The sequence below is a fragment of the Deltaproteobacteria bacterium genome (genome assembly GCA_016210005.1).
Lineage (GTDB): Bacteria > Desulfobacterota > Binatia > HRBIN30 > JACQVA1 > JACQVA1.
Genome location: JACQVA010000141.1, coordinates 1 through 26,982, shown reverse-complemented (window position 1 = coordinate 26,982; position 26,982 = coordinate 1). Strand labels below are relative to the sequence as shown.

The following is a 26,982-nucleotide window of genomic DNA, read 5'->3' as shown; positions in this document are numbered from 1 at the left end:
CAAGCTAGGCCCGGCATCCGTGCAGCGCCGCCAGGACCCCGGCGGTCAGTTCGTCGATCGTCACCAGTCCGTCATCGTCGCGATCGGCCCGCGGGCAGGCGGCGATGCCGGCGTCGCCCAACGCTATGAGCACGCCAGTCACCAGCTCGTTGACGGTAACCTCGCCGTCGCCATCGCAGTCGGCCACGCAGGCGAGCGCCGCCTTGGCTACGGCGGCCGCGACATCCAGCTTGCCGTAGCCCCACAGCGGGTTGGGCACCGTGCCGGTAAAGGCATCGGAGCTAGCGCTCGTGCGCAAGCGATCGCCGATCTCTCCGGCAGCCAGCTGCGAATTGGCTTCCAACATCAAGGCCACGGCCCCGGCCACTTGCGGGGCGGAAAAGCTGGTCCCACGTGACGCCACGTGGGTGCCGTCCGCGCTCACGCGCCGCTCATCCCGTGGAATGCCGGCCATGGCCGACCCACTGCCGTCACCCTCGGACCACGCCGACAGCACCCAGTTGCCGCCGGTGACCAGGTCCGGCTTGAAGCGGCCGTCGCGGGTCGGGCCGCTGCTGCTGAAGAAAGCGATGTCGTCGATAACCGGCGAGTCGATTTGCGTGTTCGGATTACCCGCACTCGGCCAGCTCGCCCGCAGGCTGGCAGCGCCGACAGCGAGCGCGCCGCGAGCGGTAGCGGGCATCGCCACGGTGGCAGTGCTATCAACGTCGGCGGTGAACGGCTGATAGTTGACCGACCAACAGTGGTAGCGTCCGTCGCTGACGCCGCCTTCATCGCGTAGGACAATCTGCCAAGTGCCGGTGGTAATCGTGCCGCCGTGGTCGCGCGGCTCGGCCAGGAAGAGCACCTCGCGGCTGCCGTTGAGTGGGTTCACGGTATCAACGCAGGTACTGACGCGGTTGGTGCGATTCTCCACTTGCACGCATTCACCGGGCGTGACATCGGCATCGGAGAAGCCAAGCCCGTCGGGATCGAAGAAACCCAAGTCGACGACATCGTCACCGGCGAGCCAGCAGTCGACCGCCAGGAAATCGTTGCTCTCACTGGTGACTGCGAGTTGGAGTGCGCGGCTGCCCAGGGCGGAGCCGCTAGTGTGAATGGCGGCGGCGCGTTCATTACCGGCCGACACTGCCACAGCCCGGCCCGAACGGCTGGTGAAATCGTCAATCGCCACTTCTTCCGCATCCGTCCCGTCATGGGCACCGAAGTGATGGCCGAAACTCATGCTGACGACCAGCGGCTGTCCGCTTTGATCGGCCTGCTCACCGAGCCACTGCAGCCCGGCGAGGACGTCCCCGACGAGGTTGAAGTCCTCAGCGGCTTCGCCCCCGGCGCGCACCATCAAGATCTCCGCCGCCGGCGCCACGCCGATGTAACCGCCAGGCGCCAGGCCGTTGCTGGCCGCACAGCCGGCCGCGTGGGTGCCGTGACCGACGAGGTCCCGGCTGTTGACTGTGCCGGCACCTGCCAGCGCGGCATTGATCTGCGCCGCGGTGTAGACCGTACCCAGCGGGGCCCCTGCCCCATCGTCCACCGGCGGCAGGCTTCCGACCGCACCGCCGGAGTTGGCGAAACTGTCGTCAACCTGGTCCCACACGGCACGGATACGAGTGCTGCCGTCAGCGTGGCGGAAGTCACCATGGCGCCAGTCGATGCCGGTGTCGATGACGCCGATAAGCACGCCGGCACCGGTGACGCCGCTATTGACACGAGCTTCGACCGCGTGATTCCTCGCCGTGTTCACGTCGAGGTGCAGCCGATGTTGTAGCTGCGGCTGGAGCCGCAGCACGCCCGGCACTTTAGCCACGGAGCTAAGCTCATTTGGCGACAGCGCGAGCGCGGCCACGCGGCCGACCTGCGCGCGCGGCGGGTAGCCCGCTGCCGACAACTCAGCCGCTGAAGCCGCTGATTCGAGCCGCGCCAAGACCGCCACCTTGGGCAGCCGCGTTGGCGCCACGGCCAGTCCCGGCGCCAACAGAGTTCCGAAAAGCGGCACTATGGGCGCCTGCGCACCGCTGGCGACACGCTTGAGTTGCAGGTCGAGCTGCTCGGCTGACGGCGCGCGCGCAAGCGAACGCGCTTGGTAGCCGACTAGCTCGCTCAAACCTCTGGCCGGGGCAAGCAGGTAGAGTGCCGAGCCGAGCACAGCAGCGCCGCGCCTCAGCCGGCGCGGCCACTTCTGCCGCTGCACTCTTCGCACCCAGGCCACAAAAAAAGAGGGGGCCTTGCGGCCCCCTCTTCACCGGCTGTGTTAGCTGCTACCCGGTTAGCGCGGGCGCCGGCGCAGCCAGAGCAACGCGGCAGCGGGCAGCAAGAGCAGCCATGCGCTGTGGCTCTTCTGCGTCGCCACGATCTGGCAACCGTCGTCATCGTCGTCGCCACCCGGCGGACGGGTATTTGTCGGAGTCGACGGCACCGGCGTATTCGTCGGCGGCACCGTGTTGGTGACCGTCGGGGTCGGCGGCACCGGCGTGTCCGTAGGTGGCGGCGGTGTATCCGTCGGTGTTGGCGTCGGTGTATCGGCGGTAACGTTGATCGCACCGTTGTTAGCGGTAACTCCCGAGAGCCGGGTGCCGCTCGGGTCGCTAGCAATGGCGCCGCTGGCGGTCAACGGGTACGAGCCCTCCGGCGTGCTGTCACCGATCTTGACCTTGCAGGTGTAAAGCGTAGCCCCGTTCGGAATGTCGTCCACGTTGTCTGTGGACAGCACGATCGCGCGAACGACACTGCACGCCGTCGTGGTCGGATCGCAGGTTCCGGTTGCAGTGCGAAACGCGAAGGAGCTGGCAGTCTTGTCGATGTCAGGATTGACTGCGCAATCCGGCTTCTTGTTCGCCTTCGCCACCACGGTGATGCTGGCGGGATCGAAAGTCGTGTCGTTCTGCGTCCCCACCGCGTGCTCGCCGCCGTCGGCTGTCAGTGTCACGGATACTTCCACCGTGTCGCCGGCCTTGCCTGAGGCACTGCCGACGTTGATCGACACTGCCGCCTGTGCAGTGCCTGCCCCCAGCAACGCAATCGCGCCGACTGCGAGGCCCCGAAGCATGTTGCTCCCTGTCCGCGTTCTCATCGTCTACCCTCCTTCTTTTGAGCTATGAGATGCCCGGCCAACTTTTCCCATTCGGGGCCACCGCGTCGGCCTGTGCCGCGGCGGCACCCGCGATTCCGTACCTCAGTACCCTCTATCCTTCACCCCTCGGTTACGACGGACAACTCCCGAGGGCGTAATTCACTGCGGTCACCAGCTCATCCACGGTAACATCGCCGCTGTTGTCCTTATCAAACGACGGGCAATCTGTCAGCTGGGCGGTACCCAAGGCGATGTTCACACCCTTCACCAACTCATCGACGGTGACATCGTTGCTGCTATCGCAATCGCCAACGCACGCCGTTCCTGCGCTGACCGCGGCGTTGGTGATCGCCACCTTGCTCACGGTGCGCTCGGAATTGAAGGTTTGATCGACCGCCGACTTGTCGCCGATCGACAGGAATGCACCGAACTGCGGTTTCGGCTTTTCACTCTGGTTGTCGGTCTCGGCGAACACGTGCACCGGGGTGGTGCCCGCCGCATCGATCTTGAGATCAATCGTCATCAGCGATCCGCTGGGGAGCACCGGAATATCAACCGGCCCGCTGGCGGGCAAGTCCTTGGGCCCGTAGACAACCACGTTGATGAAGTTGTCGCGCTGCTGCTCGGCGCCGGGACACAAGCAGCGATTACGCGGAGTTCCGGTGACGGTGGTGCACTGGAGGTTTTCGAGCACCACCTTGAACGTGTCCTTGATCGCATCAGCGACCTTGATCGCCGGCGTCAACCCATCGCTGCCGACGGTGCAGTCGGCCAGGCTCAGCGGAGTTGCCGAGCCCACGCCCGGAATGCCGAGCGTGAAGGCGATGGCGGCGGTCTCGTCATTGCCTTTGGCGGCCTCGCCGTCATCCGGGCCTTGGGTAAACGCCACTCCGATCGTAACAGTGCCTCCGGGCGTGCCGGTGGCACCGGTTACGCTCAACTGCGCGCAATTTGTGCTGCAGGACTGCGGCTGCGACTGCGCTCCGCTGGGCTGCACCACACCCCATGCGGCCACGACGGCCACCAAGCCGCTCAAAGCTGCCCGCCTTAGCATCAAGACACCCTCCCGCGGCCGCATACCGGAGCCGCTCGTCGCCCAAAACCAGACCCCACCGCCGTCATGCACACCCGCCCAGCGCAATATTCACGGCGCTCACCAGTTCGTCCACCGTAACGTCGCCGCTGTTGTCCTTGTCGAAGGACGAACATTCCGACAACGGCGAAGTCCCCAGGGCGATGTTCACGCCCTTTACCAGCTCGTCCACGGTCACGTCACCACTCGCGTCGCAATCGCCAGTACACCCTCCGGCGCGATCATTCAAGAGCACGGAAACATTGTTGCCGTCGGCGTTGGCGGTCACGATATCGGGAAAGGTATCGTTGTTGACGTCGGCCACGGCCAAAGCGAACGGCGTGGTATCGACCGTGAAGAAGACGGCAGCCTCGAACATGCCATCGCCGTGTCCCAAGAACACGGAAACGTTGTCGTTGTAACTGTTGGCCGCAGCGATGTCGGCGTAACCGTCACCGTTGAGATCCGCGATCCTCGCGGCCTCGGGGAAACCGAACAGCCCGCTGTCGAGGAAGCGCGCCGCGCCGAACGTGCCATCGCCGTCGTTGATCAACACGGCGACATTGTCACAGTCCTCGTTGGTCGCCACGATATCCGGCTTGTTGTCGCCGTTGACGTCGCCGGTGGTGACCCCCGCTGGGGTTACCGTCGTGCTGCAGCTCGATGAGGCAACCGACGGGCTGGCGCCGAGCGCGAAGGTCCCATCGCCGTTGCCCTTGAGGATGGTCACGGTGGTTGAATTGCTGTTCGTGGTCACTAGATCAAGCTTGTCGTCACCATCGAAATCAGCGACCGCCAGACCGAACGGTCCCCCCGGAACCGAGAGCGAGCGAGCCAGACCGAAGGTGCCGTTAGCATCGCCGTTACCCAGCTGAACGGTGACGGTGTCTTCGTAGATCTCGCTGGTGGCGGCATCGAGCTTGCCGTCGTTGTCGAAGTCCGCCAGCACGACAGCGGCGGCGGTAGCTACGGGCTCGGTATTCACTGCCGAGCCAAACGACTTCCCGGTTCCGCCACCTTTGAGGACACTGAGCTCCTGCGAGACTTCGTTGGCGACGACCAAATCGAGGTTGCTGTCGTTGGTCACCAGTCCGGTGGCGATCGCGATCGGGAACTCCCCGGCCTGCGCGGTGACGGCCGCCTCGAAGCTTCCGTCGCCGTTTCCCCACAGCACGGAAACGTTACCGCCGTCGTTATTGGCGGTAGCCACGTCGGCGTTATTGTCCTTATTGAAGTCCGCAACCACGAGATCGAAAGGCCCCTCGCCGACTGGTGCGTCAAGCCTCTCGGCGAAGCGCACCGCTGGAACCTGGGCGCGGCTTGTAGCCGGGCCGATCACGGGCAGCACCACCAGTGCCAGTATGGCAAACTCTCGTAGCATCGTCGTCCTTCCGTGCTCGGCCGGGCACCACCGCCGGCGCCCGCAAGCTGCGGCATTCGCCGCACGGCGCAACGGCGCGGCTTTGGCAATTCGCTCGGTGAGTGTCCGCAAGTTCCGCCCGCCTGACTGTCTAAAATCCGCGGCCATATTTACCGATGCACCTAACAGCTTGTCAAGGGAATGGTAGCGCTATGGTAGCGCCGCCCAGTGTGGGTAACCGTTGCGGCCTTGTGTCGGCGCCGCCAGTTGTTATGATCCGCCGCCACGTATGGCGGCATCCATCGACCTTGCGGCTGCGCGCCGACTCCTGGGCGCAGATCTCCTCGGCCCGGAGGAAATCCGGGCTGCATTCGACTTCGTTCCGCCCACCCCCCCGATTCCCTATGCCGAGAGCGAGTTAGCGGCGGCCGCCCCCGGCGGCGAAATGCTGCTGCTACGTGTGGACCACGACCGCAGCACACCGCTTTCTCTGTCACGGTTGATCGAGCGCTTCCCCGCCGCCTTCGACTCGCGGCTGCTGCGCAACTCGGGCTATTTGCTGAAGGACGAATGGGGTATCGCGCTCGAACCGCTGGCCGGCAGCGAGCACTGTAGCGCGGGCTGGGTATTGGTGCGCAAGCAGGTTCTTGACGAAACCCGCAACCTGCCCTACGACGAGCAGGACCAGCAGATTGCTCGCTACGCCGCCGATCTCGGGCTGCCCGCTGCCCTGATCTGCCGGCGTTCGGCGGTGGAAATCGCCTATGATCTGATCGTCTATCACTCCGCCCGCGGCGTCCGCCTGCTAGGCCAGGCTTGGGACTGGTCAACTTCGCGCACGCTCGACAACGGCTATCTCAATGTGGGGAGCTTTGGCGAAAACGGGATGCAGATTCTGAGCTACTCGCCGCCCGTCCATCACGGCGCGCTCGGGGTCTGCCCAGTGCGCTTGCCGGCTCGCTAGGCTGCTTGGTTTGACCGGCAGGCGGCCATTTGCCTCGCTTTGGGTCTGCAGCTAACAAGGCAGCTATGTACTTCGTGACCATCAAGCGCGCTCCCTACGTTCTCTTCGCGACCACGCCGAGCGAGCGTGCAGCCGTCGGCCTCACCGAACAGCAAACGGTTCAACTGCTGATTCGCGGCGCCGACGGGAGCTGGCAGGTGCGCCACCAGTGGGACGCCAAGCGTTTTTCGCACACCGAGTTCATGGCTGCCCTGCACTACCGTGACGAGCCCACCGATCCCGAGCAGCTACTCGATCTGCTGCCGGCAGCGTTGCGCCGTTAGCAGCGCGTTGAAAGACGGCGATGCCCTTCGAGACGCCGCTTCGCCGCTCCTCAGCGCGGGCTTGGCCGCAGCCCAAAGCTCGACAGGGGTATTCCGTCATGCCCGCAATCTTTAGAGCCTGCCCCCGCGAAGGCGTGGGGCGGGCATCCAGGGGCGGTGGGGCTCCGGATGGATTCCCGCCTTCGCGGGAATGACGGAGGGAAATCTGCGCGCGACGCCAAGACTTTCGGCCATAGTAGTTCAGGGCGAGCGGAAAAGTGTTGTGGCAGGAGGAAAAACCGCTCATGCTGATGAGCGCCGTTAGCGGCGTCTCGAAGCCATCGGCGGTTCTTCAACGGACTGTTAGCCCAGAGAGAGAAGCGGGTGCGCCCCGTTGGCGTCAGCCGCGCTTCGTGTTACAGCGGCGCACCGCGTAAGGCGCCCATGGTAGAACAAGCACTGAGCGGGGTGCGGGTGGTAGAGTATGGCCAGATGGTAGCGGCGCCGTATGCCGCCAAGCTGCTGGCCGATCTCGGGGCCGAGGTCATCAAAGTGGAGCCGCTCGGCGGCGACTTGGCGCGCACCCGCGGGCCGTTTCCTCACGGCAGCACGGACCTGAACGCCAGCGGTCTCTTCCTGTATCTGAACACCAACAAGCGCGGGCTCACGCTGAATCTGAGCACCGAGCGCGGCCGGGCACTGTTTTCTGCGCTGGTGGCCCGAGCCGATATTCTGCTGCATAACGTCCCGCCGGCAGAGATGGCGGCACTCGGCATGGACTACGAAGCACTGGCGGCCGTCAACCCGCGGCTGGTGATGACCTCGATTACACCATTTGGGTTAGCGGGGCCGCACAGCCATTACGCCGCTACCGATCTGGTGCTGTGGAATGCCGGCGGCATCGGCTATCTCAACGGCGGCGGTCCCGGTAGCGAGCAGTGGCCGCCGCTCAAGGCGTTTGGACAGCAGGCCGAATTTCAGGGCGGCGTCACCGCCGCCGTCGCCACTCTAGGTGCCCTGTTGGCCGCGGCCCGCGACGGCCGCGGCCAACACGTGGTGATTTCGATTCAGGAAGCCCTGGCTGCCATGCTGGAGTTGACCTTTTCTTACTGGCCCTACATGGGCGTTGTCGCCTCGCGTCTGGGGATCAAGCCGATCCAGCCACTCGACTTCATGGAATGCCGCGACGGCTGGATCTTTCTCTGCTGCATCGAGGAGCATCAATGGCGCGGCTTCGTCGAGTTGATGGGTAATCCCGACTGGGCGAGCCTGGAGCTGTTCGACAACCGCCTGTCGCGGGCGCAGAACTGGGATGCGCTGAAGCTGTTATTGCAAGACTGGGTGAAGGCGCACAGCGTCGATGAACTCTACCGCGCGGCGCAGCAACGCCGCATTCCGTTCGCTCCGGTCTCGACGATGGGAGACCTGTTGCACTCCGAGCACCTGAAGGCACGAGGTTTTTTTGCCTCGCTGGCGCACCCTGGTGGCGCGGCCGTGACCATCCCCGGTGCGCCCTATCAGTTCTCGCGCACGCCTTGGACCCTGGCGGCGCCCGCTCCACGGCTCGGTGAGCACAGCGCCGACATACTCACTCAGCATCTCGGCCTCTCGCCCGCCGGCTTAGCCGAGCTACGGAGCGAACGGGTAATTTGAAGGAAGACCACGGATGGCAGACATCGCACCCCTCAGCGGCATCCGCGTGGCCGATTTCACCTGGGTTTGGGCGGGGCCGTATTGCACCCTGCAACTGGCGCATCTGGGCGCCGAAGTCATTCGCATCGAGAGCAGCGCGCGCCCGTGCGTCACGCGGCTGTTGCCGCCGTGGGCTGACGGCGAGTTCGGCGTCAACCGCAGCGGCTACTTCAACCAGTACAACCAGGGCAAACTCAGCCTCGCTCTTGATCTCCGGGAAGCTCGCGCGAAGGCTATCGCCAAGGAGCTGGTGGCGGTCTCGGACGTGGTTTGCGAGAACTTCGCCGCCGGGGTCATGGACCGCATCGGCTTGGGTTACGAAGCGCTACGGCAAGTTAAACCCGACCTCATCATGATTGCCATGTCCGGCTACGGCGCCACCGGTCCGGAGAGCCACTATGTCTCGTACGGGCCGGCGCAGGTGCCGCTGTCCGGCTTCTCGTCGGTGACCGGCTATCGCGGCTGGCCACCGATGCACGTCGGCATATCCTACGGCGATCCCAACGGCGGGCTGCACGGGGCGGTGGCCGTATTGGCCGCGTTGCACTATCGCGCCCGCACCGGCCGCGGACAGTACATCGACCTCTCGCAGCAAGAAACCACGATCTCGGTGCTGGCGGAGGCGGTACTCCGCTACACGATGGCCGGGGAACAGCCGGCACGTGACGGCAACCGCGACCCCCACATGGCTCCGCACGGCGTCTTTCGCTGCACTGGGGATGAACGCTGGGTCGCCATCAGCGTGCGCAGCGACGGCGAATGGCGGCGGCTGGCAGAGATCATCGATCAAGACGCCCTGCCAACCGACGTGCGCTTTGCCACCCTAACGGGCCGCAAGGCGAACGAGGATGCCCTCGAAGCGATCGTGAGCAGCTGGACCCTCGACCGCAGCTGCGAAGACGTGACCCGCACGCTGCAGGCCGCCGGTATTCCGGCATTTCCGTCGATGAGTAACCGCGATTTAGCCGAGGACGCTCACCTCAACGCCGCCGGTTTCTTCGTGTCGCTTCCCCATGCCGAGGTCGGTACGCGCCAGCACGCCGGCATCCCGTGGCGTCTTTCGCGCACGCCCACCGCCGTGCGCCAGGCCGCCCCGTGCTTGGGTGAGCACACCGACTACGTGATGCAAGAAATCCTCGGCTACACCGCTGCAGAAGTGCAGCAGCTCAAGCAGCAGCAAATCCTTACCTGAAGTGCTAGATCGCGCTTGCTAAACCCTGCCCCCGGGAATATCTTCGCGGTACGGTCCGGTTCGAGCAGATGGAGAGAGCAGTTAACTCCTACCTGTATCAGCTCTTCGCCCTAAACTTGGTGCTGCAAATGTTCGACGGTATGGCCACCTACAGCGGCCTGGCGCTTGGCTGCTCGGAGGCCAATCCATTGCTGCAGCATTCCTTCGCGGTGCTCGGTGTCGGGCCGACGTTGCTGCTGGTGAAGGCCAAGGCTTGCGGGCTCTTGCTGCTGCTGCACCGTAGAGCGCCCCAGCCGCTCGGCAAAACCGTTATGCACGCCCTGGCGGCGATCTACTGCGTGCTGTCGCTGGGCCCGTGGCTGGCTAAGTTTCTGGTGCTAGCGAGCTACTCGCTGTGACGCTGCTTACGCCGAGGCCCACTCGGTCTTTTCCGGCTCACGGCGCTTCAGCAGCGGCAGTACCCGGTCGCGCCGGTCAATGCGCGACAGCGGGTGAACCAGCGGCAGCGCGACCCGGAAGGTCGAGCCCTCGCCCTGTCGGCTGACCACATCGAGCGTGCCACCGAGCACGCCCAGTAGGCCGCGTGCCAAAGCCAGGCCCAGGCCCACACCACCAAAGCGCCGGGTTGTCGAGGCGTCGATCTGCCGGAAGTCGTCGAAGATCAACTGCAAGTTGTCCGGGGCAATGCCGATGCCTGTATCGCTCACGGTGATAAGGACTTGCTCGGGCGCAGTCAGCCGCGCCGACAAACGGATCTGGCCCCGCTCGGTGAACTTGGTAGCATTGCTCAGCAGGCTGGCCAGTACCTGGCGCAGCTTAACTCCATCCGTCAGCAGCGGCGGCAAGTCAGCGGGCAAATCCATCTCGAAGTCGATCGGGCGCCCCGCCAGCAGGTCCTTGGTAAAACCGGCCAGCTCGCCCAGCAGATTGGGAAGCTCGACCGGCGTCACCAGCGGCGCCAGCTGGCCAGCACGCAAGCTGGCAAATCCCAGCATTTCTTCGAGCAGGTCGTGCAGGCGCCGGGCGTTGGCGCGCAGGCGTTCGACGCTCTCCGGTATCAACGGGTCAGCCGCGCTCTCGACCACGCTTTCGATCAAATCGGTGTATCCCAAGATGGCATGGAGCGGCGTGCGCAGCTCGTGCGATAGCGTGCTGATGAATTCCTCTTTGAGGCGCGACGACTCCCGCGCCGCCTCAACCTGACGGGCGGTGTAGACCGCGCTCGCTACCGCGTGAATCACCAGCTCGCATAATGTCCGCTCGGTGTCGGTAACCGCGCCGCGCGTGGACCGGACCAGCACACCGCCGAAGTGTTGGTTATAGGCATCGATCGGCAGCCATATGGCGCCGTCGTCGGCTCGGGCGGCGTCTAGCTCCAAGCTCACGGCGCAACGCAGGTTGGGGAAAGCCGATTCAATGAAAGCCCCGATCCCCTTCAAGCACTCGCTAGCCACCGACGAGGCCGGCGGGGCACCCGCCACCTGTAGCAAGAGCCGCAGGTGCTCGCGCTCGCGCTCCGCCTCCTCGCGCCGTCGCTTCTCCACCTTGAGTTCGTCGGTAAGAAAGGCGTAGAAAATCGCAACCACGAAGAAGAACGGCAAGCGCAGCCAGTGCGAGGCGTCCATCGGCCCTGGCGTGCTGACATAGAGCCAGTAGCCGTACAGCCCGCTCACCAGCGTGGCCCCGATGGCAATCTGCGCCAGCGTCTCGGCCGCCGTTGTCAGAAAGATCGTGAAGAAGTAGACGATCAGGAACTCCTGCGAGAACCCGACCGTCTGATACAAGCCGAGCAGGACCAGCGCGGTGTCGCCCAGCAGAAGGCCGGGCGCAAACTGGGGGGCATTGATGATCCACGCCGGGCACAGCGCGATCGCAACGTTCGAGGCAATCAGCAGCGCGACGTAACCGACGTTGTTCAGGGTCAGCGGCTGCCCGCCGAAAAGCACCAGGTAGGAGGTGGTGAAGATCACCACCGAACGTAGCAGCAGGACCGTACGCCGCTTATCCAAGCGCGGTCCTACGCCACTTGCCATATGCTCTGATGTGTGGCTGCTCATTGCACCCGCCCAGTTCGTCACCACTACCCGTTCGGGCAGCAACGCAGGTGCCACGTGGTTATCTACCGAAGTTCGGTGATAACTCAGCCTCTACATCATTCAACGATAAATTATCAGCTTCGTATTCGACCAAAGCGACGAAAAGATACCGAAGTGAATTGCCCTTCCCTTTACGCCACCGCGGCAACCTGCTCGGTCTTTTGGGCCTTGTGCCGGCGGCGGGGAACGAAGGGCAGGATCTTGTGCCGGCGCGCAGCCCGCAAGCGAACGCGCGCCACCCGCGCCACTGCGGCATCGGGTCGCGCCAAGAACCGGTCCTTCCATCTCATCAACCCATCGCGCAGATAGTCAGGGTTGAGGTCCAACGTCTGGCAAATTCCCTCGAACGAGAAGGGCCAGCTGCCGTCGGTATCAAGCAGCCAGTCCTGCGCTTCGTTGAAAAGTCGGTGGCGGCGCCCCTTGCTCGCGCCGGCGTACTTCTGAAAACACGATATAGCGTCTTCGAGCACGGCCAGCATCAGCCGCTTCTCGCCCTCGTAAGGACTGTGTCCTCGCAACAAATCCAGATATTGCGAGGGCATGAGCACCTCTGGCTCAGCCAACTTCGGAATCGTCCGTTCAGCCGACGTGGCTGCGGCAGGAGTCGACCAGGTCTCGGTGGCAGTGGCGGCTTCCATCCTGTTTGTCCTTTCCCTTTCTCGGCCCAACCGGCCAGCGCTTCGCGCAGCAGGAAACATGCCGCAGTGAGTCAATTGGCCGAGTCCGCTCCTCCGCCGTGAAACTCCACCGCAAACGGGGTCGGAAGTCTCGTAACGAGACGTCCACTGTCCCGAAACGAGACTTGCTAGTTGCGGCCGAGAATGATGACGCAGGAGACGGCGCCGGGCCCGCCGACATTGTGGGCTAGCCCCAACTCAGGGGACTTCACTTGCCGATCGCCGGCTTGGCCGCGCAACTGCTGCACGCACTCGTAAATCATGCGCACTCCGCTAGCACCGATCGGGTGGCCGAACGACTTCAGCCCGCCGCTGGGGTTGATGGGAATGTCGCCGTCGATGCGGGTACGGCCCTCGGCGGCCAACCGCCCACCTTCACCTTTGGCGCAGAAGCCGAGGTCTTCCGTGTTAGAGATCTCCGTCCAGGTGAAACAGTCGTGCACCTCAGCGAAGTCGATGTCCTTAGCCGTCACACCTGCCATTGCATAGGCCTGTTGTGCGGCCATCTGCGTCGAGCGAAAGCCGAGGTAATCGAAGGTCGGATCGAAGTAAGGCCGGCCCGGCGTCACCGCCAGGCCGAAGCCTTTGACCAGCACGTAGTCATCGCGAAAACGCCGGGCGATGTCGGCACGGCAGATGATGGCCGCAGCGCCGCCGTCCGTGGTCGGGCAGCAATCGAACAGCCCGAAGGGCCAAGCGATGATCGGGGCTTTGAGCACCTGCTCTTCGGTGACCTCCATCTGCAAGTGGGCCTTGGGATTATGGGCGCCGTTGAAATGGTTTTTCACCGCCACCTTCGCCAAGGTCTCGCGCCCGATGCCGAAGGTGTGCATGTAGCGATTGGCCGCCAGAGCGAACAGACCGGGTGCCGAGTTGCCCTTGGCGAGCAACGGGTGTCCCAGCCGTGGCAAGCCGCGGCCGCCACGATCTTTAAGCTTCTCCGCCCCCAACACCAGCACCACCTCAGCAACGCCAGCAGCGATTGCCAGGCAGCCGTTGCGGAAGGCGTCGGTACCGGTGGCGCAGTAGTTCTCCACGCGTGTGATCGGCCGATCGTAAAGCCGCAAGGCATCGGCGAGCGATACCGCCGCCTTGCCGCCGTTCGGACCCGGCAAGTAGGTGCCGAGGTAGGCGGCATCGATCGCACCCTGGTCGATGCCCGCGTCGGCGTAGGCATCGAAGGCCGCGTCACAGATCAGGTCCTCGTAGCTCTTCTCAAACAGGTCGCCGAACTTGGTGCAACCAACGCCGATGACAGCCACCTGGTCTTTCATGCCTCACCTCGCACGCGCGCCGGGCGGGCTTTCCAGAAATAATTGTGGTTGCCGCCGCCATCATGCAGGTGCCGCAAGCTCATCGTCACGCGCGCACCAACTTGCACCGCCTCGGGGGCAGCGTCGCTGACCTGCAAGTACACCCGGCCGCCGCCATCGAGATCGACGACCGCCATCGCCAGCGGTTGTTCGAGGCTGGCGGCAAGATGGTCGACCGTGAAGGTGAAGATCGTACCGCACCGTTCCAAGCGCTGATCTTCGAGCTCGCGGCCGCGACACTTGATGCACACGCGCGCCATCGGAAACTGCACGGTCCCGCAGACACGGCAGCGGCTGCCATACCAGCGCATGTCCTGCTTGAGTTCTCTGAACTCGAGCACGTTGGCGATGGCCTCACCCGGCTCGTCGCCCGCGACTATGCTCCGGTACTTCAGGTAGCGCTGATACGACGGCAACGGCGTTCCGGCTTCGATCCAGTCGCGCAAGCTTGCCTGCGGGCGGGCAGCGCCAACCGCCTCGGTGACGCGAAAGAGCAAAGCGTCGGCACCTTCGCCGAAGCTGCCCACGATGATCCGTTCACCCGGCTTCGCCTCTTCTAACGCTGCGGCCAGCTGCAAGAACGCTTCAGCATTGCCGGCGCAGCCGATGGTGGTGGCTAGTGCCGGTGGCAACTGCTGCTTTGGGTCGAAGCCCAACGACTTGGCAAGGTCCGCGGCGGCGCGCGCGTCGGGCGAATAGAGTGCCAGCTTGGCGATGTCGGCGGGCTTGAGCTGGTTGGCTTTGAGCAATGCCGCGATGGCTTCACCCAGATCGCGGCCGTAGCCGTAGGTATTCGAAAACTTGCCAGGCTGGGTCTGCACGAAGCGATCGCTATCTATACGCCACAGGTAAGTGAACTGCTCTGCCAGCGAGACCGCGTCGAGGAACTCGGCAGCGACCTGCCGCGTGCCCACGCGCACGGCGGCGGCGGCATCGCCCAGGAAGCCCTCGATCTCCGATTCCGGTGCCGCCAATCTGGCATCGGCTGCCACCACCACCGCATCGTCGGCCGCCCCAGCCTGTGCCGCCCTAATGGCAGCCAGCAGCGCGCCGGTGCCGGCACGCACCGAGCCCGCGAAATCCGCGGTTACCATCCGCCGCGGCAGATCGCACGCGGTCGCCACCACCGCGGCGCACTGCTTCTCCCAGTATGGGGCACTGGCGCTGGCGAAGTAGAGGCCGCGCACGGCGGTGGCGCCGGCCGCCGCCACCTGACGAACCGCCTCGGCGGCCATGGTCAGCGCGTCCTCATCGAAATTGGCTACCGCCCGGCTGCCGGCCGGCTGCGACGTGCCCCAGGCCTGGCGGATCAGGCTGCGATCAAGCCGCCAGCGCGGTACGTATGTGGCCCAACTGGTGATTCCAACCATCGCGTGTTCCGCCCGCGCGGCCGCAGCGCAGTCTTAGCGCCGGCGCCGCCGCGCCGTTAACCACAGCGGCAACGCTAGCAGCAAGCCACCCCAGCCACCGGAGCCGCCCGGGTGCAGCGCACAACCTTCGCCCTGCAGGCCGAAGCCGCCGATCGGCGTCAGGGTTACTGTCGGGGTCAACGTTGCCGTCGGTGTGCGCGTAGCCGTGGCGGTTGCGGTGACCGTCGGTGTCAGCGACGGCGTTGCGCTAGGTGTCGCTGTCGGCGGCAGCGTGCCCGTAATCGTGAACGTCGGGGTTGGGGTGCGTGTATCCAACGGCGTCGGACCTTCCCTGGTCGCCGTCGGCGTTGCGCTCTCTGTCGGCGTCGGTGTGAGAGTCGGCGGCGCGGTGGGCGTGTCGGTGGGCGTATCGGTTGCCGGCGGCGTGTCTGTGGGTGTCGGCGTCAGCGCCGGGCAGTCGCACTCGGCCTGAGACGCGCGCGCAAGCGCCACGCAATTCTCGTCCCAACCCTGCACACAACAGAAGCCGTCGGGGTCCAAGGCGCAGACTTTGTTTTCGCAAATCGCGTCGGCGCAGCCGGCGCCGCTATGCACCGAACAGCAGTCGCGGTTCGGCGTCTCGGTCGGCGTAGCCGTCCCGGGCGTGTCGGTGGGGGTGCGCGACGGTGTCGGTGGCGGGTTGCTGCTGAGCAACACCGTCACCGTACCTGCCAGCAGGTTGGCACTGAGAACGTCCGGCAAGCCATCCCCATCAACGTCCGCCAGCGCCAAGCCGGTCGGCTCGGTACCCAGGCCGTAATCACTTGGGCTATCGAAGTTGCCGTCACCGCTTCCTGGCAACAGGTGAGCCGAGTTCTCGCCGGCGACCACCAAGTCCAGCTTGCCGTCACGGTTGAGATCACCGGCCGCCAACGCCGCCACTGCAAACGGGGCCTCGTCAACGCGACGCTGCGCGTAGGTGACTGACCCATCGCCGACGGCGGTTCCGGTGGCCAGGTCAATCAAGCCGGTTGCGCTCGCCATCGCGATGTCGGGTACACCGTTGCGATCGAAGTCGCCGACGCCGAAGGCTTGCAGCACGGATCCGGACATCGCCACTTGTGGGCCGTCGAAGGAGCGCGCGACTGCCGCGTCTTGCAGCTGCACCAGGGCCTGCTGATCGGTCAGCGACACTAAGTCTAAGCGCCCGTCACGGTTCACATCGGCAATCGCCGCCCCCACAGCGGTCTGGCCCAGGGATAACGTCGCGGTATCAAACCCGCCACTGGCGCGGCCAAAGAACAGCCGCACGGCTCTGCCGGCGCCGTCGGCAACCGCCAAGTCTTGCAGGGCATCGCCGTCGAGATCGGCAACCGCAACCGCACGCGGATCGGCGCCGGGAATGAACACCGTCTGAAGCGAGAAGTCGCCGTCGCCGCTGCCGCTCAAAATGGCGATCTCCGCCGACTCGGCGACAACGATATCGGGCGTGCCGTTTCCACCCACGTCCGCCACCGTCAGCGCAAACGGTGCCGCGCCGACACTTACAACTCGCTGCTGCACCGCCCCGGCGCAGTCGCCGCGGGCAAACACCTCGCGCTGAGCGAGGAAGACGACAACATGATTGTTGGCGTTATCGACGACGGCGAAGTCCTGGTTGCCATCGCGGTCGAAATCACCCGCCGCGACCGCCTGTGGCTTCGGCGTCAACGTCCCATCCCCGGCCTGCACCTTGATGCTACAGCCGACGTAGCTCGGCAGATCTTCGCTGCTGTGGGCAGTTGCCGGCAGGACCAGCAGTGCCAGTACGCCAAGCGCGATAAGCGTCCTGTCAGTGCCCCGCCGCTCCGCGTCTAAACCCCTCACCCCTGACCTGAAACTCGACCGCCGTCTCCGCGCCATTGCTCTACCGACATCCCTTCGCGGGTTGCTCCCTCTCCCCGCATCGTTGTGCGGGGAGAGGGCTGGGGTGAGGGGATCGTCTTTCGCCCCCTTCGTGTCCATTGGTACCGAAAAACGCACTAACCCCTCACCCCTACCCTCTCCCAGCAAAACCATGCGGGGAGAGGGAGGCGCTTTCTCCGGCTCCGCTCCCTGAGCTGAAACTCGCCCCCTGCTGCCCAGCCTGCGTTTCATTCTGCCCCCGAGCCGCTGCGCCGGCGCCAGCGGGTGATGCCGATCGCCGCACCGGCAAGCAGCAGCAAGCTCCAATCGCCCTGCGAATGCTGCGGGCTCACGATCGCACAGGATTGTCCGGACAACTCGTAGATGCCCTTCTTGGTAACGGTTGCCGTGGGAGTGCGGGTCGCGGTGCCGGTGCGGGTTGGTGTGACAGTGGCTGTGGCGGAAGGCGTGCCCGTCGGAGTCGCGCTAGCAGTCGGCGGCGCCGTGCTGCTGGGCGTCGGCGTCACAGTTGGCGTCAAGGTCTCGGTCGGCGTCGGCGTCGGGGGCGGCTGGCTGCTGCGCAGGATGCTGACCGTGCCGTCCCGGTTGGCGCTGACGGCGTCGGGGCCGCCGTCGCCGTCGAAATCGCCGGCAACAACACCGACCGGCCCGGTCCCAACTTCCAACGGTTCGAGGCGGAGCGGAAAACTACCGCCGGCATTCATGAAGAACGACAGGGTGTTGTCGTTGGTATCGGCAGTCACCACGTCGGCCCGGCCATCGCGGTCGAAATCGGCAGGTGCCAGCGCTTGCGGGCCGCGGCCGCCGCTGGTGGGGGAACCGTAAGAGTAGTTCGGCAGGGCGCCGTTTAGCTGCCCGGTCAGGAGCAACAGGTGGCCGGAGGCACTGGACGCCAAGGTGACGCCGAGGTCCGGCACGCCGTCGCGATTGAAGTCCTCGCTGATAATCGCGGTCGGCGTACCGCTCAGGCGCAGCGTGAGGATCACCTTGAACCCGGTCGCCTGCTCCGAGTCTTGCACCAACACCACCAGGTCGCTGGTGGCATTGCTCACCAGCGCCAGGTCCGGCCGCCCATCGTTGTTGAGGTCACGCGCCAGCAACGCTGCCGGTGGCACACCCACCGGCACCACCCGCACCGGGGCGTAGGTGCCGTCGGTTTGGCCGTTGAGGATGCCGACGCTGTTGTCGCCACGAGCGACAATCAGATCGGCGCGGCCGTTGCGATCGAGATCGGCCACGGTCAGCGCCACCGGCGACGGACCGGCGTTTATGGTCTCGCCGATCCCGAACGAACCGTCTTGGAGGTTGCGCAGAGGCACCACACCGCCGGCGGTCACTACGACGATGTCCAACCAGCCGTCCGGCGCCCCGAGGTCGCCTACTGCCAGACCTAGCGGCGTATCCGGTAACGGGTAATCGCCGGCCGAACCGTTCTTGGTAAACTCGTCCGGACAGCCCGACTGCGCGCGCAACGCGCCGGCGTCAACCAGTCCGACGTGAACCCTGTCGTTGCCCGACTCGGCCAGTGCCACCGCCACATCCGGCGTACCGTCGCCGTCGAAGTCGCCCGCGGCGATCGCCCGGCCCTGCGCGCTACTGGACTCTTCCTTTACGCTGAAAGTGCAGACCCCGTAGGGGGCGGTCGGAATCGGCGTCGCCGTCGCGGTCGGTGTGGTGGTGTTGGTTCGCGTCGGCGTCAAGGTCAGCGTCGGTGCGCCGCTCACCGTCGGGGTCGCACTGCCGCCGACCGTGGCTGTAGGAGTCGGGTCGCTGCTGCGGTTCATCGTCACCGCCAAGCGGCCCCGGTGTTCATCGTTCTCGCGGAGGACAACGATGTCCGGCAGCCCATTATTGTCCAAGTCCGCCACCGCTAGCTGAATGTGGCCTTCGCCGACGATGATGCCGGGCACAAACGCGGGCGACTCGGTCTCGCCAAACGTACCGTCGCCCAGCCCCATGTTGAGACCTATCGCGCTATCCACTCGGCTCCCGGTCACCGCGTCGGATATGCCGTCGCCGTTCACGTCGGCCAGGGCGATGTCGACCGGCTGTATGGGTCCGGTGAATGGCTGCTGCGATCCGAACTGTCCATTGGTGCGGCCGATGAGGATCGACACCGTGTTGGCGGCGTCCTCTCCGCCATTGGCAACCGCAAGATCGAGCGAGGCGTCGCGGTTGATCAGGCCGGCGGCCACGGCGATCGGTCCCGCTTGGGTTGAACTTAGGCGCGGGCTGTTGAACGTGCCGTCGCCGTTGCTGAGGAAGACGCTGAGGTTATCGGAGGCCTCATTGACGACAACCAAGTCGGTATTGCCGTCGTTGTTGAAATCACCGCTGGCGATGCTAACGGCGCCCAGACCACCGGTTTCGAGGGTGGCCGTCGTAAAAGGCTCGAAGGTGCCATCGCCGGCGCCACGCAGCAGGTATACCGTGTCGTCCAGGCTAACCACGGCCAAGTCGAGCGCGGCGTCGCGGTCGATCTTTGCTGCCAGCAGCGCGACCACGCCGGCGCCGCCGACGCCGAAGGTTTGCGGGTCGCCGAAGGTGCCGTCGCCGTTACCGAGCATGACGGCGACTTCATCGACGGCGGTGATGGCGGCGACGTCGTTATCGCCGTCGCCGTTGAAATCACCGGCGGCCAAACCCAACGTCACCTCACCGGCCGAGATCGGTCCCGACTTGGTGAAGCTGCCGTCACCGTTGCCTGAGAAGAGCAGAAAGCCGTCCCCGTCGAGCAGTACGATGTCAGCGAAGGCGTCGCGATTGATCTTAGCGATGGCGAGCGCGGGGCGGCCGATGTCCAGCGGCACTGTGACTTCGATTGTCGGCGTCACCAGGCGAAAGCGCAGCGGCCCGACCTGCCCCGCGCCGGGGCGCGCTGATAGGCCGATCACCAGCGCGGCAACTGCCACGCCGACTGTTCTCAACCGCTGTGCCGTTTCTCTCACCGTGCTCCCGCGAATGGCCGCCTACTCTTCCTGTGGCGGTTGGGTTTGTCAATCTTCAGCCAAGAAAGACGACAAGAAGGGCTAAAGGGACGAAGAAGACCAAGAGGACCAAGAGGACTCAGCGGCGTCGCGCGGCGCGCCACGCTTCAGGCGGCCGAGCGGCTGCGCAGCGAGCCTTCGAGTGAGACTATGAGATCGGCCAGTGCCGGGTCACCCGTCCGCCGCTCCTCGACCACGCGCACGGCATGCATGACGGTGGAATGATCACGGCCGCCGAACTTCTCCGCGATTGCGGGAAACGAGGCATCCGCCACCACGCGGCTGAGGTACATGGCAAGCTGGCGGGCGTGGGTGAGGCTGCGCTCGCGCCGGTGCGACTTGAGATCGGCCACCGAGATCTTGAAATGGCGGCTGACGGCCTCTTGCACCAGCTCGACCGAGGCCGGTGCGCCCTGCCGCGCCAGCGGCCGCAACGCCTGTTGCGCCAACTCCATAGTGACGGCCACACCGCGCAGCGTGGCCGCTGCCAGGACGCGCGTCAGTGCCCCTTCAAGCTCGCGCACGCTCGCCCCGGCCGTGCGCGCCAGCAACCAAGCCACCTCCTCGGGCAAGCTACAGGCCAACGCCGCAGCCTTCTGGCGAACGATCTCCACGCGCATCGCCAGCGTCGGCGGGTGAATGTCGGCGATCAGCCCGCCCTCGAAACGGCTTTTCAAGCGTTGCTCTAGGCCGGCAATCGCCGCCGGTGCTTTATCCGACGTGAGCACGATCTGCTTGCCGCCGCCGTACAGACTGTTGAAGGTGTGGAAGAACTCCTCCTGCGTACGCTCCTTGCCCGCGAGGAACTGCACATCGTCGAGGATCAAGGCGTCGACGTGACGGAAGCGGTCGCGAAACTGTGCCATCTGGTCCTGGCGCAACGAGGTTATGAGCGAGTTCATGAAGCTCTCGGCCGAGAGCGAGGCCAGGCGTTGGCGCGGGTTGCGTTTGAGCAACTCGTGCGCCAGCGCGTTGGCCAAGTGGGTCTTGCCCAAGCCGACGCCGCCGTGGAGGAAGAGCGGGTTGAAGCGCCGGCCGGGAGCTTCGGCGACGGCAATGGCGGCTTGGTAAGCGACCTGATTAGCGTCACCAACGACAAAAGTTTCGAAGGTGTAATGGGCCACCAGGTGGCCGATCTTGGCCGTGCGCCGCGCCGGCGGCGGGGCGGGCTCGCGCCGTGCGGGTAGCGGCGGCAGCGGCGGCGCGCTCCACCCCTCGTTGATGACAGTACGCACCGCGCACGGCTCGCCCGCCACCGCCGCCAGGGTGGAGCGAATGGCATTGAGGAAGTGGCGGGTGATCCACTCCTGAAAGAAGCGATTCGGCACCTCCAACTCGACGCCACTGGTGTTGCTGGTGCAGCGAATCGGTTCGATCCACGTCACGAAGTTTCGTTCACCCACCTGTTGCCGCAGCAACGGCAAAGCCGCCGACCACAGTTCCGCCATCGTGCCCAACCCCCCTGCGCCGATCTGCTCCCGAACTTGTCGGCGCGCGCGCTGGTTATCCCCAGCTGGGGACAACGCAGTAACTCACCGCCACCTCGCCAACTTCCACCGCCTCTCCACACCCTCGTACACAGTTCACCCCCGACCTCGCCGCCCTTCCTTCCTCACAAGGAAGGCAGCGCGCGCATCCGACAAGAGTCATTTCTGCTCGAAAATTTCCGGTCAAAGACAACGAAGAGGCGCCCGTATTAGTCCCTCGCGAAAATGAAGTCAAGAATTTTTTTTCGGATTGCGCGCGAATTCGTGCACGCGCGCGAAGTGCCGAGATTTTTTTCTTCGCCTCGGGCGCGCTTCTCGGCTATATCTGGCGCGCGCATGCGTGCAACAGCAGCCATCACCGCTCTGGCAGCGTTCGTCGCGTTGTTCCCGCGCCCGCTTTTCGCGGCGCCGCCGAGCGCCACCTTCGGCCCGCGCCGCACCTATCCCATCTCCAGCAGCGCTATCGCTGTCGGCGTTGCCGGCGGCGACATCAGCGGCGATGGCATTGCCGATCTCGTCAGCGCCAGCATCAATAGCGAAGCCCAGAACACTCTCAATCTCTTTCTCGGTCGCGGCGACGGCAGCTTCGCGGTACAAACACCGGTGGCACCGCCGGACCTGCAGATCACTTTGAGCGGCGGCGTCTTGGCCATGAATGCGCTGGCCGTCGCTGCGCTGGCGCCGGACGACGCGCTCGCCGACGTCATCATCGCCGGCGAGGGCCTCGCGGGCTTCAGCGGCATGCCGGTGCTGCGGGTCTACGAGGGCCGCGAGCTGAAATTGCACGGCGCATTTCCGGCCAACTCGGTGTGCAACGAGCTGGCCGATCCGCCGCAACCTTGCTCGTTCGACTCGCTCGTGATCGCAGATTTCAGTGGTGATGGCTTGCTCGATCTGGTCGCGGGCGACTCCGGCACCGGTTTCCTCGCATTCTATCGGCGCCAAAGTGGCTCGCTCCTGAAGCAATCACCGCTGCTCGGCACCGGCTCGACCCCAACCACGCCGGCGGGCGCGCTCCCGACCGCCTTGGCCGCCGGCGATTTCGATGGCGACGGCGCGCGCGATCTGGCAGTGGCGCTCCAGGGCGAGAACGCCATCGCCCTGCACCGCAACAACGGCAGCGCCTCGGGCATGCCGTTTGAACCTGCACTTCTGCTTGCGACTGCCGCCGACCCCTTCACGCTGGTGGCGGCTGACCTTGATCGCGACGGCCGCCTTGACCTTGCCGCCCTCAATGCCGACGGCCGCGTCGCCATTCACCGCAATACCGGCATCAGCCCAGGCGGCTTCGCTTTCGCTGCGCCGATGTTCTATCCCTTCGTCACGGCGCCCCCGCTGTTCACCCCCGGCGTCGGGCCGGCCATGGCAGCGGGCGATTTCAATCGCGACGAGATCACCGACCTGGCCGTGCTCGACGCTCCGGACGATACAAATGGTGCAATCGCGGTCCGGCTGGGCAACGGCGACGCCACTTTCGCCTCGGCCAGCATCGCCTCCGCACTCGATCAAATGCCGAGCGCGCTGAGCGCCTCCGATCTCAACGGCGACGGTTACACCGACCTGGCTGCCGTCGATCTCGGAGACGAGACCGGCACCTCGCTCTCGGTCGTGCTGAGCAACGGTGTGGCGCCGCCGTTCACGCCGACCGCGACACCGACCGCGACACCCACCTTCACCCGAACGAGGACCCCAACGATAACTCCGACATCCACGCGCACCGCCACCGCCACGCGCACGCCCACGCGCACTGCCACGCTCACCGCGACCGCCACACCGACCCGCACACCGACAGCTACCCGCACCAGCACCGCTACTCGTACGCCGACCAACACCCGCACGCCCACGCGCACCGGCACTCCGACCAAGACCGGCACTCCGACACGTACCGGCACACCAACCGCCACTGCCACTCCTTCGCCGACCCCACGCCTGCCACGGGGCGATGCCGACTGCGATGCAACGGTTACGAGCGCGGATTTGGCGGCATTGTTCGAGCGCCTATTCGACCCCGCTCCGCCCTGCGACGGCGCTGATGCCAACGACGACGGCCGAATCAACGCCGCCGATGTGCCCGACTTGCTGCGGCGCCTCTTCCACCTGTAGGAGTTCCGCAGCTACTCGTTTGTCCGAAGTCGCTGCGTTTCGTGCTCTCGTGATCGCGACCCGGGCCTTCCCGTTTCGTGCTTTCGCCATTTCGTGCTTTCGTGAGCCCTCCGGCCGAGAGAATCACGACACCTCGAAAGCTCGAAAACACGAAAGCGACCCGGGCCGCTCCAAAGGGCTACTGCCTGACGCGCACCAAGCCTGCGAAGCGTAACGCCGCGCTGTGTGCGCCTCCGCTCACGGGTGCAGGCGTGAAAGGGTCATCTGCATCGGGAGAACCTCGCGCGTCAGTGGATTGAGCATGAGGCCGAGGGTCTCGAGCGTCACGGCTCCGAGCAGCGCGCCGTCGTGCCCTTCGCCGAGGACGACCGGTGACGTGGCGCAATGTTCTCGAATCTCGAAACGGCACTCCGAGACTCCGCGCTCAATGGCCGTGCCGTCCGCCAGCGTGAACTCCACTTTGCGTACGGGTCTGAGACGCAGTGCGCGCCAGATCTTTTCCGGGAGCACCGAGTAAATCGCCCCGGAGTCAACCAGCAAGCGCAAGTCGTAGGACTGGCCGCGTCCGTCTGGCCGGCGCAACTGAGCATGCAGGTACGTAATGCCCATTGGCGGCGAGCGTAGAGCAGCCGAACAGCCGGGTCAACCAAGCCCAGCGGCCGGCATCTACGGCGTGCTGCCCGCGAGCTTGGGTGCAGGGGATTGCAGGCTCGGCAGTGCCGCGCGCGCCAGGGCGATGGCGTAACTCATGAGCTCGGGTGTGAGCGCGCCCTTGATGATGCGGCCGTTGACGAAGAACGTCGGCGTCGATTCCACCCCCAACGCCACACCGGCGCGCACGTCGCGCTCGACTCGCGCCCGAGCGGCGGCGGTCTCGATACAGGCCTCGAACCGCGAGCGATCGCAGCCGACTCGCTCGGCGTACTTCAGCAGGCTGGCGGCATCGAGGCGCTGCTGATTGGCGAACATGAGGTCATGGAACGGCCAGAACCGCTCTTGCTCGGCGGCGCACTCGGCGGCGACGGCGGCTCGGCAGGCGCTGCGATGGAAGTCGTTGGGCACCGCCGGGTTGCAGGCGCGGTCGAGCGGGAAATGGTGGAACACCACGCGCACTTGCCCGCGATAGCGTGGCAGGGCTTGGTGCAGGCTCTTGGCCAGGGCCGCACAGTGCCCGCACTCGAAATCGGAGTACTCGACAATGGTGATCGGAGCATCGGCCGGACCCAGCTCCTTGCCGCCATCGGCCGGCACTTGCAGCACCGGCTGGGCCACGTACCAGCGATAGAACTCCGGGCTGCGTTTGGCGATCTCACTTGCCGGCAAGCTGGCCAAGGCGGGTGCCATTGCCTCCCACACCCCCACCGCAATCACTGCGGCAGTGGCCGCCGCGGCCCCGGCCATGACCCAGCGATCTTGGCGAGCACGCGCTGCGGCCAGCGCCCGCGACTCAACCGCGAACGCCCGGCGCAGCCGCCACCCCGTAGCAAACAACCCCAGCGCCACCAGATACAGCGCGCCGCACATCAGGCAGACCGCGCGGATAACCGCCAGCGCTACCACCGCCATGTAACCCGAGAACACCAACCCGAAGCCGGCGAGCACGAACACCGCTGCTGCTGCCTGGCGCGCGTTGCGCACGGACGCCGCCGCCGCGCCGGGCCACGCCCCGTATCCAGCCACCGCTGCCAACAGCGCCAGCGTTAGGTAATAGCCGGCAGCCCACGCTGCCACCGGCACCCCCAACACCTTGGCGTACTGGCTGGTCAGCACCACGTCGCAGTTCACCACTTCGTTGACGTTGCAGAAACTTCCGAAACTCGGATCCGCCGCCAGTTGCCGGTGCAGCGCATAGATAGCGACGCTGACCCCTAACCCAATCAGGGATAGGACGATGCTGGCGAGGGCTACAATCGAAGTGCGGTTCGACCGCGGCATGGCGGCGGATTCTACGTGGTTCACCAGCGCTTGTCACCCGTGGGCTGACTTGCCTAATCCGGCGTTTACGGCGAACGGTGCCGACCCTGCCGACTCCGGGCGCGACAAGAGCGGCAGGCACAGCCTGCCCTACTGACTGACTACCGCAAGAAGGGCGCGACGAAGCGTGCCCCTCTTAGGAGGATGGCCGCCCTCTGGCGACCGAGTTGAGCCTCGCCACCGGCCATGGTACCTGAGGGTGGGCACGCGCGGCGAGCGGCGCGGCCGGAATACTCGCGCGACAGGAGCAACGGACGATGGGAAGGTATGGTAACGTTATCAGTGGTCTCGGACTGGCGGTAATCATCGTGACAACCGGCTGCAGCGCGAAGCAAAGCCAGCCGCCGCAACCCGCCGCCACCCGGCCCGAGACCCTGCCCGAGGCCGACACCACGAAGACCTACGGCACCATCCCTGACATGCGCGGCACCTGGTTCATGGTTACTCACGTCATCGTGGAGAAGGAAACAGGAAAGCGCGTCTCCAACTTCTCCGCCTTGTACCGCATAGACAGCACAGCCGAGCAGTTCCTGGCGCAACGCTTCACCTTCAAACTGCCGGACGAGCTGGAACAGGATCGCCGCAATGCCGATGCTCAGTCGCGCGAATGGAAGCCGACGCCAGTCGACCTTGCGGCGCTTGCACACCGCCTGCGCACGGATCCCGGAAAGATCGTGAAGGCCGGCTTTCGTTTCATCGGCCGCGATTCGTATTCCGATAGCGACAAGCAGTCGCCGGAAGGATCAGGCTCGCTGTTCGCGTTCGAGGCCTCCGATCCCGGCCCCGGCACGCTTGGGGCGGCAGCGGCCTACTACGCCTGGACCAAAGAGCCTGACCTCGTCACCGGCCGCTTCAGCTCCGGTGCCCTGTCCATCGCCGCCGGCGTTCCGGTCCCGATCGGTTTCAGCGGCACGTTTGATATGTACCGCCTGCCCGAGTGAGGAGAGCGGATCCGGGCGGATGGCCCTTCTCGTCGCTTCAGCGCGAAGTCAAAACCGTTTCCGTCGCTCGGCGTCGTAGCTTCACTTCACCACCGAAGTTGCGATGTTCGGGCTGCTGGGATTCACCGCCAGCGTGCGTGTACCCGGAATGACCACGAGGTCCATGTCTTCCATCGGGATCGCGCCGAGCAACACCTGGTCTCCCATGACCAAGGCCCCGACGAATCCAACGCGCTTGTGAAAACGGACCTCGATCGGTCCGACGTAGGGAACCAACTTACGGCTGGCGTCAGCGAAGGGCGCTTCCTTCTTGTCGATTTCCTCCAACTCCAACTGGATCCGCACGTCCTCAGGGATGCAGAGGTGCAGCGCACCCGAGTCCGCTAACGCCTCAGCCCTGACGGGAGCCAACTCCGGCCTGCGCGGATTTCTAAGTACCGCAATTCGTAAATACGATGACGTATTATCTGTGGGAATTCCCCGGGTGCCGTGCTACCG

General features: G+C 65.3%; 21 protein-coding genes. 7 read left to right on the top strand and 14 right to left on the bottom strand.

The genetic code is table 11. The features are described 5' to 3' along the window. Window positions 1-4: 4 nt before the first annotated feature. From HY699_13395 to HY699_13380, 4 genes are all read right to left on the bottom strand, one after another. Entirely contained in the window at window positions 5-2,146 is a 2,142-nt protein-coding gene (locus tag HY699_13395; protein ID MBI4516800.1) for a S8 family serine peptidase, read from the bottom strand. A 120-nt stretch (window positions 2,147-2,266) separates the two neighbouring features. After that, window positions 2,267-3,070, bottom strand: coding sequence for a hypothetical protein (locus HY699_13390; GenBank protein MBI4516799.1), 804 nt, complete (start codon window positions 3,068-3,070; stop codon window positions 2,267-2,269). Window positions 3,071-3,200: 130 nt separating this feature from the next. Further along, a complete protein-coding gene (locus tag HY699_13385; GenBank protein MBI4516798.1) occupies window positions 3,201-4,106 on the bottom strand; it encodes a hypothetical protein in 906 nt (301 codons plus the stop codon). Window positions 4,107-4,188: 82 nt separating this feature from the next. After that, window positions 4,189-5,523 carry a VCBS repeat-containing protein gene (locus HY699_13380; protein MBI4516797.1) on the bottom strand — a complete coding sequence of 445 codons (1,335 nt, stop codon included), beginning with the start codon at window positions 5,521-5,523 and terminating at the stop codon, window positions 4,189-4,191. 268 nt (window positions 5,524-5,791) lie between these two features. Here HY699_13380 and HY699_13375 point away from each other — a divergent pair, with 268 nt between their 5' ends. The 5 genes from HY699_13375 (at window position 5,792) to HY699_13355 (ending at window position 10,050) form a co-directional block, all read left to right on the top strand. Continuing rightward, the gene (locus HY699_13375; GenBank protein ID MBI4516796.1) at window positions 5,792-6,466 is read left to right on the top strand and encodes a hypothetical protein; all 675 of its coding nucleotides are present in this window, start codon (window positions 5,792-5,794) and stop codon (window positions 6,464-6,466) included. 65 nt (window positions 6,467-6,531) lie between these two features. Continuing rightward, the gene (locus HY699_13370; GenBank protein MBI4516795.1) at window positions 6,532-6,789 is read left to right on the top strand and encodes a hypothetical protein; all 258 of its coding nucleotides are present in this window, start codon (window positions 6,532-6,534) and stop codon (window positions 6,787-6,789) included. 423 nt (window positions 6,790-7,212) lie between these two features. Further along, window positions 7,213-8,421 carry a CoA transferase gene (locus HY699_13365; protein ID MBI4516794.1) on the top strand — a complete coding sequence of 403 codons (1,209 nt, stop codon included), beginning with the start codon at window positions 7,213-7,215 and terminating at the stop codon, window positions 8,419-8,421. Window positions 8,422-8,434: 13 nt separating this feature from the next. Then, complete coding sequence (locus HY699_13360; protein ID MBI4516793.1) at window positions 8,435-9,652, top strand: CoA transferase; 1,218 nt, start codon at window positions 8,435-8,437, stop codon at window positions 9,650-9,652. A gap of 68 nt (window positions 9,653-9,720) precedes the next feature. Beyond that, window positions 9,721-10,050, top strand: coding sequence for a hypothetical protein (locus HY699_13355; GenBank protein ID MBI4516792.1), 330 nt, complete (start codon window positions 9,721-9,723; stop codon window positions 10,048-10,050). 6 nt (window positions 10,051-10,056) lie between these two features. On the opposite strand, the gene HY699_13350 is transcribed toward HY699_13355, so the two are convergent. From HY699_13350 to dnaA, 7 genes are all read right to left on the bottom strand, one after another. Continuing rightward, a complete protein-coding gene (locus HY699_13350) occupies window positions 10,057-11,661 on the bottom strand; it encodes a HAMP domain-containing histidine kinase (GenBank protein MBI4516791.1) in 1,605 nt (534 codons plus the stop codon). Between the two features lie 218 nt (window positions 11,662-11,879). Continuing rightward, window positions 11,880-12,386, bottom strand: coding sequence for a hypothetical protein (locus tag HY699_13345; protein MBI4516790.1), 507 nt, complete (start codon window positions 12,384-12,386; stop codon window positions 11,880-11,882). A gap of 167 nt (window positions 12,387-12,553) precedes the next feature. Next, a complete protein-coding gene (locus tag HY699_13340; protein ID MBI4516789.1) occupies window positions 12,554-13,699 on the bottom strand; it encodes an acetyl-CoA acetyltransferase in 1,146 nt (381 codons plus the stop codon). Continuing rightward, complete coding sequence (locus HY699_13335; GenBank protein ID MBI4516788.1) at window positions 13,696-15,108, bottom strand: OB-fold domain-containing protein; 1,413 nt, start codon at window positions 15,106-15,108, stop codon at window positions 13,696-13,698. The genes HY699_13340 and HY699_13335 overlap by 4 nt, the downstream gene beginning before the upstream one ends. A gap of 33 nt (window positions 15,109-15,141) precedes the next feature. Then, window positions 15,142-16,953, bottom strand: a complete 1,812-nt coding sequence (locus tag HY699_13330) for a VCBS repeat-containing protein (GenBank protein MBI4516787.1) — start codon at window positions 16,951-16,953, stop codon at window positions 15,142-15,144. A 266-nt stretch (window positions 16,954-17,219) separates the two neighbouring features. Then, window positions 17,220-19,940 (bottom strand): VCBS repeat-containing protein, encoded by a 2,721-nt coding sequence (locus HY699_13325; protein MBI4516786.1) that lies wholly within the window; start codon window positions 19,938-19,940, stop codon window positions 17,220-17,222. Window positions 19,941-20,086: 146 nt separating this feature from the next. Then, window positions 20,087-21,427 carry a chromosomal replication initiator protein DnaA gene (gene dnaA, locus HY699_13320; protein MBI4516785.1) on the bottom strand — a complete coding sequence of 447 codons (1,341 nt, stop codon included), beginning with the start codon at window positions 21,425-21,427 and terminating at the stop codon, window positions 20,087-20,089. 375 nt (window positions 21,428-21,802) lie between these two features. On the opposite strand from dnaA, the gene HY699_13315 reads away from it, so the two are divergent. Next, window positions 21,803-23,569 (top strand): VCBS repeat-containing protein, encoded by a 1,767-nt coding sequence (locus HY699_13315; GenBank protein ID MBI4516784.1) that lies wholly within the window; start codon window positions 21,803-21,805, stop codon window positions 23,567-23,569. Between the two features lie 237 nt (window positions 23,570-23,806). Here the strand turns inward: HY699_13315 and HY699_13310 are convergent, their stop codons facing one another. Beyond that, window positions 23,807-24,178, bottom strand: coding sequence for an aspartyl protease (locus tag HY699_13310; protein MBI4516783.1), 372 nt, complete (start codon window positions 24,176-24,178; stop codon window positions 23,807-23,809). 57 nt (window positions 24,179-24,235) lie between these two features. After that, on the bottom strand, window positions 24,236-25,504 hold the full coding sequence (locus HY699_13305) for a thioredoxin domain-containing protein (GenBank protein MBI4516782.1): 1,269 nt from the start codon (window positions 25,502-25,504) through the stop codon (window positions 24,236-24,238). A 347-nt stretch (window positions 25,505-25,851) separates the two neighbouring features. Between HY699_13305 and HY699_13300 the strand changes: the two genes are divergently transcribed. Further along, window positions 25,852-26,484, top strand: a complete 633-nt coding sequence (locus tag HY699_13300; protein ID MBI4516781.1) for a hypothetical protein — start codon at window positions 25,852-25,854, stop codon at window positions 26,482-26,484. An 81-nt stretch (window positions 26,485-26,565) separates the two neighbouring features. On the opposite strand, the gene HY699_13295 is transcribed toward HY699_13300, so the two are convergent. Then, window positions 26,566-26,928: a clan AA aspartic protease gene (locus HY699_13295; protein MBI4516780.1), complete on the bottom strand. Its 363-nt coding sequence runs from the start codon at window positions 26,926-26,928 to the stop codon at window positions 26,566-26,568. Window positions 26,929-26,982: the final 54 nt, after the last annotated feature.

What these genes read in the sequence shown, in the direction of transcription:
- HY699_13305 (MBI4516782.1), bottom strand. Translation starts at nt 25,504, where the DNA reads ATGCCGCGGTCGAACCGCACTTCGATTGTAGCCCTCGCCAGCATCGTC.
- dnaA (MBI4516785.1), bottom strand. Translation starts at nt 21,427, where the DNA reads ATGGCGGAACTGTGGTCGGCGGCTTTGCCGTTGCTGCGGCAACAGGTG.
- HY699_13310 (MBI4516783.1), bottom strand. Translation starts at nt 24,178, where the DNA reads ATGGGCATTACGTACCTGCATGCTCAGTTGCGCCGGCCAGACGGACGC.
- HY699_13380 (MBI4516797.1), bottom strand. Translation starts at nt 5,523, where the DNA reads ATGCTACGAGAGTTTGCCATACTGGCACTGGTGGTGCTGCCCGTGATC.
- HY699_13345 (MBI4516790.1), bottom strand. Translation starts at nt 12,386, where the DNA reads ATGGAAGCCGCCACTGCCACCGAGACCTGGTCGACTCCTGCCGCAGCC.
- HY699_13315 (MBI4516784.1), top strand. Translation starts at nt 21,803, where the DNA reads ATGCGTGCAACAGCAGCCATCACCGCTCTGGCAGCGTTCGTCGCGTTG.
- HY699_13390 (MBI4516799.1), bottom strand. Translation starts at nt 3,070, where the DNA reads ATGAGAACGCGGACAGGGAGCAACATGCTTCGGGGCCTCGCAGTCGGC.
- HY699_13335 (MBI4516788.1), bottom strand. Translation starts at nt 15,108, where the DNA reads ATGGTTGGAATCACCAGTTGGGCCACATACGTACCGCGCTGGCGGCTT.
- HY699_13375 (MBI4516796.1), top strand. Translation starts at nt 5,792, where the DNA reads ATGGCGGCATCCATCGACCTTGCGGCTGCGCGCCGACTCCTGGGCGCA.
- HY699_13355 (MBI4516792.1), top strand. Translation starts at nt 9,721, where the DNA reads ATGGAGAGAGCAGTTAACTCCTACCTGTATCAGCTCTTCGCCCTAAAC.
- HY699_13360 (MBI4516793.1), top strand. Translation starts at nt 8,435, where the DNA reads ATGGCAGACATCGCACCCCTCAGCGGCATCCGCGTGGCCGATTTCACC.
- HY699_13340 (MBI4516789.1), bottom strand. Translation starts at nt 13,699, where the DNA reads ATGAAAGACCAGGTGGCTGTCATCGGCGTTGGTTGCACCAAGTTCGGC.
- HY699_13370 (MBI4516795.1), top strand. Translation starts at nt 6,532, where the DNA reads ATGTACTTCGTGACCATCAAGCGCGCTCCCTACGTTCTCTTCGCGACC.
- HY699_13365 (MBI4516794.1), top strand. Translation starts at nt 7,213, where the DNA reads ATGGTAGAACAAGCACTGAGCGGGGTGCGGGTGGTAGAGTATGGCCAG.